The sequence below is a fragment of the Bartonella sp. TT29SHDZB genome, assembly GCF_042193395.1.
GTDB lineage: Bacteria > Pseudomonadota > Alphaproteobacteria > Rhizobiales > Rhizobiaceae > Bartonella.
Window position 1 is genome coordinate 21,072 of sequence record NZ_JBHILQ010000018.1, and the last position, 7,349, is coordinate 28,420.

Here is a 7,349-nt window from a genome sequence, read left to right on the forward strand (position 1 = left end):
AAATGATCAATAATCCGTCTGCTATTGATGATATTGCGGACGCGGAGCAAATCCGCGTCCTTTTTTATGCAAGCAATAGAATGGTCCATGCACCCTTAAATAAGGTGCTTGATCTTGTCAAAAGCGACATACAGCATGATCTTTTAAGCGCTTTGGCAGAATATAAAGAAGCGACAGATAAACGTCTCGAGACCATGCAAAAACTTATTGATGAATTGCAGTCCTCTCTTCACACAACAAGACAACGAACTGATTAAGGAATGAAACGCGATGCCATTACCCTATCACACACATATATTTAAGCTTGAACCAGCAACAAAGAAAGAAGTCAAAGAAGGTGTTTTAAATAGTAAGGCTCTCGCACCTATTTCAGTGGGGAGTGCAGCAGCTTATGAGGTAGAATATTTTGCAACTGCTGCTCAAGGAAAAAAAGCTGATGATGCGGTTGCAAAGAGAGATATTGGAGCTCTTGCTTACAAAAATAAGGTCACAATTTGTGATATTGAAGCAAGTGGTGAAGCTCGTGAGAATGCGATTTTATCAGGCGCTGGCTGGGTAAAAATATCGCCTTTAGGGATTGGCGATATGAAGGCTGCTACATATGATCCCGATAATGTGGGGGCAAATGTATTTTCTATGGAAAATATGAACGAGGGTCCTACAAAAAAGATCTTAACCACAGAGGAAAGATCAAAACTACGATGGTTGAGTGCTACCCAACCAACAATAGAAAAGTGGCATAAGGGAAGTGAAGGTGTTTATTATCCCATATCTCCGGTAGATCTCAAAAATACCATTAGTTATTTTGTAGGCTCAAAGTCTTTTGGTATGTCAAAACCAGTTTATGATCCAGATAAAATAGAAAAAGATGCCTTTGATATGGAGAATATGAAAGAGGGGAATACGCATCTTATCTTAACCCCTCCAGAACGTGCACAGATTGCAAAAATTGATAAAGTTGAAGATGTTGCACAACACGCAAAGGAAAGAGCACAGCAAGGGCTTGATGCAGCAATTCAGGCAAAGAACGTTGCAAATGTTGCATTAAATACAGCGAATATTGCAAAAACGAATGCTACGGATGCAAAAGCTATTGCTACTACGGCACAAACGGTAGCCGATAAAGCGCAAGATACAGCGCATAGTGTACAGAAAAAAGTTGATCTCATTCAACCTCTTGCCAAACAAGACTGGATTGATGGCACAAAAACAGTGGATGCACTTATCTCACCAGCCAAACTGATGGCTTCAATCAAAGCAAATAGTAGCAATAGCAGCGGCGGTAGTAGCGGCAACAATGATGGCGGGGTTAGAAAACCTGTTGAAATTCTGATGACAGAAAGCGGAGATATTCCATTGCCTGATGGTATTACTGCTGACACCGATATCGAAGTATGGGCTTGGGGCGGTGGAGGTGGTGGCGTTAAGGATGGCGGCGGCGGCGGCGGTCAATGTGTGCATGTTAAAATGAAAGGTTCTGATTTAGATAAATTAAAAACAGCTTACATTGGTCGTGGTGGTAAAGGTAATGACAGTAACATTTTGTGCAATGGTGGTAGAACAATGATCAAAGGGCTTGTTACAGCAGAAGGAGGATATTCCGTTTCCATGACTCTCGTTAACTTTGGAGGGAAAGGCGGCGATGGAGGAGGAAACAGGGAGGGCAGCAGTGGTGAAAGCTTTATTTTTTCTGGTGGTAATGGTGGAGGAAGTGGAGTCGACGGCAAGAGAGCTGGTACTGGTGGAAGTTCTTTTCTTGGCGGCGGCGGCGGCGGTGGCGGTAAATGTAAGGGTTCTATCATGGGGCAGGGTGGTGAGAGTTACAAAGGTGGTAACGGTGGTAGAGGTGGTAAAGAATGTGGCGGCGGCGGCGGTGGATATTTTGATGGGAAACACGGAAGCGACAAAATTGGCGGCGACGGCGGTGATGGAGCAGTACTCATAAAGGTATATTTATAAGGTGAATTGAACAATGGCACGGAAAATAAGTAAAGACTGTTTATACTGTTTAAAAAAGTGGGAAGGTTTGCGCTTGCAGGCTTATCAAGATGCTTCTGGCATATGGACGATTGGTTATGGTCATACGAAAAAAGCCGGTCAACCAACAGTTGTTGAGGGTATGGTGATTACAGAAAAAAAAGCTGAAAACATGCTTTTAGCAGATTTGCGGCAATATGAGAGGGCGGTAGAAAAAGCAGTTTGTGTGAATTTAAGCGACGAGCAGTTCGGCGCTCTTGTTTCCTTTTGTTATAATGTGGGTATTGCAGCTTTCCAAAACTCTACATTGCTTAAAAGGCTTAATCGGGGGGATTATGAAGCGGTACCAACCGAATTGCAGAAATGGACCAAAGCGGGAGGAAAACGTTTACAAGGTCTCGTACACCGGCGTGTAGCAGAGGCAGGGCTATGGGCGAAAGGGGCTTATGTTTCTTCTAATTATCAAACAGTAGAAACGAAACAACCAACAGGGTTTCTCAAAGCAGAAGCATTGGCACCGATTATTGGTTCTTTCTCAGGTCTTGGTGGGTTTTTAGCGGGCAATGGACCAATCCAATGGGCTTTAGCCGCCATTATGGTTTTAGCGGCATGTACTGGCATTTTCTTTGTTGCTAAACGCTTTCAGGAGCACCGCCTATGATCTTATGGATGAAAAGAAACTTGATGGTAACAGGTGCGGCTTTAGCCGCTTTTTTTATTGCCTTAGCAAAAGCTTTTACTCTTGGGAAAAAAGTAGAGCAACAAAAGCAAACAGAAAAAGCTTTAAAAGCAGCCACAACACGGCTTGAGGTGGAAAGTGAAGTTAATCAAAAAAGTGATGCTGATATGCGTGCTGCTCTCTCTCACTGGTTGCGCGACAAATAAATATGCTTCTTCTTGTGTTGGTTGGTTACCTATTTATTTAAGCCGGCAAGATCTGAACGCCATCAGTTCCAATTTAGCAAGAGAGATCTTAAAGCACAATAATCTAGGTGAACGCTTGTGTGGGTGGAAACATGGTTAGAAAAAAATCCAAAAAACACACAGAGCTTACAGAATCAGAAAAAGAAATGCTTCAAGAAATGATCATCACCTATCAAAGCGTGAAAATGATGTCTCGCTTGATGAAGTGGATAGCATTTTTTCTTTTTTTGCTTATCCTCGATTTTGCACGCCTCATGGACGCGCTAGATAATGTCATTGCACATTTAAAGCAGTGGTTTTCAAAGAACTGAACAACTGTCATAAAAGAAAAAATTTCGTAAAATTCTTTATTACTATGAATTGGAGATCCAATTATAAACGCAGTTCAGAATGGGAACCAAGTCGTAAAAGCTCTAGTGTTTTGGCATCTGGCTTTCGATAGATCAAAACTAAATCCGGCTTTATGTGACAATCACGACAATTGCGCCACTGACCTGTTAGTGCATGATCTCTCCAATGCGCCTTTAGCGGTTCATTCTCCGCTAACGCTTTGACCACAAGCAGCAAATCCTCCTCTAGTGCATTAGCATATTTACCTTTGCTTTCACGTTTAAGGTCACGGCGGAATGAACGCGTATAGACAATTTCCCGCATAGCAAGCTTAGGTTTGCTTTTCAGATTTACGTGCTTCGGTTCTATCTGAGCGTATCATGGTCCTTAAGCCGTCTAATGATGTACGTTCGACGCGTCCCATTTCGGCATCCTCGATAGCTTGTAATGTTTCCGGATTTGGTTGGAATAGATCAAGTGGTAATGCTCTATCTCTAGCAATGCGGGTCATAAACATGCGCACTGCATCCGATATAGTTAAACCCGTAGACTTAATAACTGCACTTGCAATTTCTTGAACTTCATCAGGTATGCGGGCTTGAATTTTTCCCATTACTAAACCTCCTACTTAATTGTACTACAATGTACTACATTTCAAACCTATGTCAAGAGATTTATCCGTCATGCTATACAACCTTGTGTATTAAGGAGAGTAGGAAGTCAATTTTTAAAAGGAGCTAACCAAAACCTGAGAATTTCTGCTAGAATCACGAGAGAGCTTCTTTTTTAATAGGATTTTTTAGATGCCAACACCATTTGGTAAAACCTTACGCAAACTTCGCATTGATCATTCAGAACGCCTTTTAGATATGGCTAAAAAATTAGATATATCTGTAGCATTTTTATCATCTGTAGAAATTGGCAAAAGATCTGTTCCTGTAGGATTAGAGGAAAAGATAATTGAACTCTATACTTTAGATCAAGAGGTAGCAGAAATTTTGAGAAGAGAATCGGATGCTTGTCGTAAAAGCTTCACTATAAAGCCTTCTAATCCGTTGAGTCGTGAAATTGTTGGCATGTTTGTTAGAAATTTACATAATCTTTCACAACAGGATTTAGCAGAATTTAAAAAATTATTAGAGAAAGTTAGCAAACAAGCATGCGCTTCGTAGAAGCATGTTCGAGAATCCTATTCCCGAACCTTTATTTACGAATCCCGCACCTTGAAAAAACACACATGAAATCAATAAGTTATAGCACCATAAAAGTGCTGTGGCGGAGGGGGTGGGATTCGAACCCACGGTACAGTCTCCTGCACGCCGGTTTTCAAGACCGGTGCCTTAAACCGCTCGGCCACCCCTCCAAACTAGATATGCCTTTTGACAAATTTCTTGCAAAAGGTCAATCATTTTAATACGCATTTTAAAGCATTCTTTGTAAAACTATTTAAGTTTCAATTAAAATAATTCTTCATAAGTTAATTCTTTGAGTGTGTTATCTAAAAGTTTCATTTTTAAACATGATAGTTTTTTCTGAAAAAATGAAAGGTAATTATGATCTTTATCATTTTTTTCTGTTTAAAAATTTTTCACAAAGCAATATTTTTTAAGTTCTAACGAACGTTTTCGTAATAATAATAAATGTTTGATAAATTATATTAAATTCCGGTCGTGTATTTTTGAATTATTTTGTCTTTCCAGATATGACTGGAAATTAGGTATATTTATAATGCTTTTTCTGTGGGATAAGCAAAAAGTTAATTAGAATGGAAGAAAAAATTATTGAGTAATACGCATAGATCAATAGATAGTTTGTTAAGGTATTGCATAGTTTTTCAAGAATAGAACTTAAAAACGCTAAATTATGCAGAGGCAGAAAGCATAAACTTTAACAGACAAGGTTTTAAAAGCCAATTCATTCATAAGTATGTGTAAAATAAAAAATTTATTTACAAAAAAATGGTGCCCCAGAGATTCAATAATTTTAAATAAAATAAATGAGTTATTGCGATATGGGGGGAAATTTATCATTATTGATTCCATTAATATTTTTTATAGCACTATCCCTCATTTTTTTGGAGCTTTTTTATCGCTTCTATAGCTAGCCTTTTGCGATCTGCGCTTTTTGTATAAAGAGATGCCATGTTGTCGTCGGTCCATCCAAAAATTGCCTTGAGTTGTGATACTGTTGCATCTGAATTAGCGGCGCGTGTTGCTGCTAATTTTCTTAAGCCATGTGCTGATTTTTTGATTCCCGCCGCATTACACGCTTCACGGAATAAGTTTCCAAAACTTTCTTTTACGAGTTTATTTCCGTTTTTTCCGCAAATGAATGTTTCATTTCCAATAGGACCAATTTTTAGAGTTTCTGCTAATTCAGGCAAAATGGGTAGAAAAACATCTGTTTGGAATTTACTTTTCTCTGTCTTGAGATGAATGATATTATCTTTGACATCTTTCCAACCAATTCGTACCGCATCACCACGACGCAAACCCGTGTAAAGAAGAATATCAATCCAGACGCGTTCATGTGAACCATGTGACCAATGGTGATAATATTTTTCAACATCTTCTTCTGTCCAAACAGCAAATCCATCTTTGTTGTTGAGAGGAGGTCTTTTTATTCCTAAAGTTGGGTTATTCTCCAGAAGTTCTTGATCGATAGCCCAATTAAAAAGTCCATTAAGGGCTTTTAGAAAATTTTGGGCAGCTGTTGGTTTTTCTTTGCGGCGTTCAACACCCGCTGTAATATGTGATTTCTTTATTTCTCTGTATAACACATTGTGTATGGAGCGGCGCTGTGATTAACACGATTCTTTGTTTTGATCTAGGTACCAAAACGGGGTGGGCGATACGTGGTGCAAGTGGTGACATATTCAGTGGTACCGTGAATTTTCAATCACGCCGTTTTGAAGGCGGTGGGATGCGTTACTTGCGTTTTAAGCAATGGCTATCAGAAATAAAGCAGACAGCAGGTCAAATTGACGCGGTGTATTTTGAAGAGAGGTGAGGCGTCATAAAGGTACAGATGCAGCGCATGTTTACGGTGGTTTGTTAGCAACGTTAACGGCGTGGTGTGAACAGCATCAGATACCGTATGAGGGGATACCAGTAAGTACGATTAAGAAAGCGACGACAGGCAAGGGGAATGCGTCGAAAGAAGAGATGATTAAGGCAATGTGTCTTAAAGGACACAAGCCATGTGATGATAATGAAGCAGATGCTTTAGCAATTTTATATTTAGTTAAAGAAAGGGAATTGGGGTATGTCCATTAAATTACCATGGACGAGGCTTTTTGCAGACAGATGGCTTCTTACTCTTGGTTTTTTGTCGCCGACCGAGAAATGTATCTATGTCATGTTGCGACTTCTAATGCTCCATACTGGTAAGCCTATTTTAAAGGACTTAAGGGTATTAGCTTTTTGGGTTGGTTATCCAGTAAAAGAGTTTGAAGCAGCTTTGAATTCCTTGATTGAAGGTGGCTTCATCATACGTTTAGACAATGGTGGGTTGTGGAATTCAGAAGTTGAAAAAGAACTCAATAACGTCACTGAAGAGCTAGATAATTTCACTTGCAATAATAATAAAGAAAGGGAGGTGAAGTATGTCAACTAAGTTGCCATGGACGAGGCTTTTTTCTTCACAATGGATTGTTGATGTTAGTGGCATGAGTATAGTGGAAAAAGGTCTTTATATGACACTTGTCTTATATATGTATGAAGAGCGCCGCCCTATTATTGAAGATGCTCCCAAATTAGCACGGTGGGCAGGTTGTTCAGTGAGAGTTCTAAAAAATACATTAGACATCTTATTACGCGATGAGAAGATCATACGTTTAGAAGATGGTCGTTTGTGGAGTTTAAGAGTTGAAGAGGAACTCAATAACTCAAATGATAATTTAAATAAGTTTTCAGAAAGAGCACAAAAGGCAGCAAAGGCAAGATGGGATAAAAATACAACTTATGCTTGTAATTATGCTAAAAATGCTAATAGCAATGCTACAAGCAATGCTTATGCAATGCTAGATGATGCCATTAACATTAACAATAACAAAAAAAATAAAAATATTATTTTATCAAAAAGAGAAATTGATTTTGAAAATTTAGAAACAAACGATT

General features: G+C 39.2%; 11 protein-coding genes, 1 tRNA gene and 2 pseudogenes. 10 read left to right on the forward strand and 4 right to left on the reverse strand.

What is annotated here, in order from left to right; translation table 11 throughout:
• Positions 1 to 2: 2 nt before the first annotated feature.
• From ACFIJJ_RS07700 to ACFIJJ_RS07725, 6 genes are read left to right on the forward strand one after another with little or no spacing between them, the layout of a single operon-like run.
• The gene (locus ACFIJJ_RS07700; RefSeq protein ID WP_375646537.1) at positions 3 to 257 is read left to right on the forward strand and encodes a hypothetical protein; all 255 of its coding nucleotides are present in this window, start codon (positions 3 to 5) and stop codon (positions 255 to 257) included.
• A 13-nt stretch (positions 258 to 270) separates the two neighbouring features.
• Entirely contained in the window at positions 271 to 1,959 is a 1,689-nt protein-coding gene (locus tag ACFIJJ_RS07705; protein WP_375646538.1) for a hypothetical protein, read from the forward strand.
• A 13-nt stretch (positions 1,960 to 1,972) separates the two neighbouring features.
• Complete coding sequence (locus ACFIJJ_RS07710) at positions 1,973 to 2,638, forward strand: lysozyme (RefSeq protein ID WP_375612619.1); 666 nt, start codon at positions 1,973 to 1,975, stop codon at positions 2,636 to 2,638.
• Complete coding sequence (locus ACFIJJ_RS07715) at positions 2,635 to 2,862, forward strand: hypothetical protein (protein WP_375612620.1); 228 nt, start codon at positions 2,635 to 2,637, stop codon at positions 2,860 to 2,862. The genes ACFIJJ_RS07710 and ACFIJJ_RS07715 overlap by 4 nt, the downstream gene beginning before the upstream one ends.
• Positions 2,795 to 3,001 (forward strand): hypothetical protein, encoded by a 207-nt coding sequence (locus ACFIJJ_RS07720; RefSeq protein ID WP_375646540.1) that lies wholly within the window; start codon positions 2,795 to 2,797, stop codon positions 2,999 to 3,001. Before ACFIJJ_RS07715 ends, ACFIJJ_RS07720 begins: the two co-directional genes overlap by 68 nt.
• Positions 2,994 to 3,212, forward strand: a complete 219-nt coding sequence (locus ACFIJJ_RS07725; RefSeq protein ID WP_375630254.1) for a hypothetical protein — start codon at positions 2,994 to 2,996, stop codon at positions 3,210 to 3,212. The genes ACFIJJ_RS07720 and ACFIJJ_RS07725 overlap by 8 nt, the downstream gene beginning before the upstream one ends.
• Positions 3,213 to 3,273: 61 nt before the next feature.
• Here ACFIJJ_RS07725 and ACFIJJ_RS07730 read toward each other — a convergent pair whose 3' ends face one another.
• Both ACFIJJ_RS07730 and ACFIJJ_RS07735 read right to left on the reverse strand, forming a co-directional pair.
• Positions 3,274 to 3,555 carry a type II toxin-antitoxin system YafQ family toxin gene (locus ACFIJJ_RS07730; protein WP_273787998.1) on the reverse strand — a complete coding sequence of 94 codons (282 nt, stop codon included), beginning with the start codon at positions 3,553 to 3,555 and terminating at the stop codon, positions 3,274 to 3,276.
• A gap of 7 nt (positions 3,556 to 3,562) precedes the next feature.
• On the reverse strand, positions 3,563 to 3,844 hold the full coding sequence (locus ACFIJJ_RS07735; protein WP_015856349.1) for a type II toxin-antitoxin system RelB/DinJ family antitoxin: 282 nt from the start codon (positions 3,842 to 3,844) through the stop codon (positions 3,563 to 3,565).
• A gap of 190 nt (positions 3,845 to 4,034) precedes the next feature.
• Between ACFIJJ_RS07735 and ACFIJJ_RS07740 the strand changes: the two genes are divergently transcribed.
• A complete protein-coding gene (locus ACFIJJ_RS07740) occupies positions 4,035 to 4,403 on the forward strand; it encodes a helix-turn-helix domain-containing protein (RefSeq protein WP_273787997.1) in 369 nt (122 codons plus the stop codon).
• A 101-nt stretch (positions 4,404 to 4,504) separates the two neighbouring features.
• Here ACFIJJ_RS07740 and ACFIJJ_RS07745 read toward each other — a convergent pair.
• Positions 4,505 to 4,594: transfer RNA gene (locus ACFIJJ_RS07745), tRNA-Ser, on the reverse strand.
• A gap of 696 nt (positions 4,595 to 5,290) precedes the next feature.
• A pseudogene (locus ACFIJJ_RS07750) lies at positions 5,291 to 6,022 on the reverse strand (tyrosine-type recombinase/integrase); the annotation flags it as partial.
• Positions 6,023 to 6,030: 8 nt separating this feature from the next.
• Between ACFIJJ_RS07750 and ACFIJJ_RS07755 the strand changes: the two are divergent.
• The 3 genes and pseudogenes from ACFIJJ_RS07755 to ACFIJJ_RS07765 form a co-directional block, all read left to right on the forward strand.
• Positions 6,031 to 6,506 (forward strand): annotated as a pseudogene (locus ACFIJJ_RS07755) (crossover junction endodeoxyribonuclease RuvC).
• Positions 6,496 to 6,846, forward strand: coding sequence for a DUF1376 domain-containing protein (locus ACFIJJ_RS07760; RefSeq protein ID WP_375646541.1), 351 nt, complete (start codon positions 6,496 to 6,498; stop codon positions 6,844 to 6,846). The pseudogene ACFIJJ_RS07755 and the gene ACFIJJ_RS07760 overlap by 11 nt, the downstream one beginning before the upstream one ends.
• Positions 6,836 to 7,349 (forward strand): DUF1376 domain-containing protein (locus ACFIJJ_RS07765; protein WP_375646542.1); only part of this gene is annotated, 514 nt, incomplete at its 3' end. The genes ACFIJJ_RS07760 and ACFIJJ_RS07765, both read left to right, overlap by 11 nt.

Excerpts from the sequence above, each read along its gene's own strand:
- ACFIJJ_RS07700 (WP_375646537.1), top strand. The coding sequence starts at position 3 with ATGATCAATAATCCGTCTGCTATTGATGATATTGCGGACGCGGAGCAA.
- ACFIJJ_RS07705 (WP_375646538.1), top strand. The coding sequence starts at position 271 with ATGCCATTACCCTATCACACACATATATTTAAGCTTGAACCAGCAACA.
- ACFIJJ_RS07710 (WP_375612619.1), top strand. The coding sequence starts at position 1,973 with ATGGCACGGAAAATAAGTAAAGACTGTTTATACTGTTTAAAAAAGTGG.
- ACFIJJ_RS07715 (WP_375612620.1), top strand. The coding sequence starts at position 2,635 with ATGATCTTATGGATGAAAAGAAACTTGATGGTAACAGGTGCGGCTTTA.
- ACFIJJ_RS07725 (WP_375630254.1), top strand. The coding sequence starts at position 2,994 with ATGGTTAGAAAAAAATCCAAAAAACACACAGAGCTTACAGAATCAGAA.
- ACFIJJ_RS07730 (WP_273787998.1), bottom strand. The coding sequence starts at position 3,555 with ATGCGGGAAATTGTCTATACGCGTTCATTCCGCCGTGACCTTAAACGT.
- ACFIJJ_RS07735 (WP_015856349.1), bottom strand. The coding sequence starts at position 3,844 with ATGGGAAAAATTCAAGCCCGCATACCTGATGAAGTTCAAGAAATTGCA.
- ACFIJJ_RS07740 (WP_273787997.1), top strand. The coding sequence starts at position 4,035 with ATGCCAACACCATTTGGTAAAACCTTACGCAAACTTCGCATTGATCAT.
- ACFIJJ_RS07760 (WP_375646541.1), top strand. The coding sequence starts at position 6,496 with ATGTCCATTAAATTACCATGGACGAGGCTTTTTGCAGACAGATGGCTT.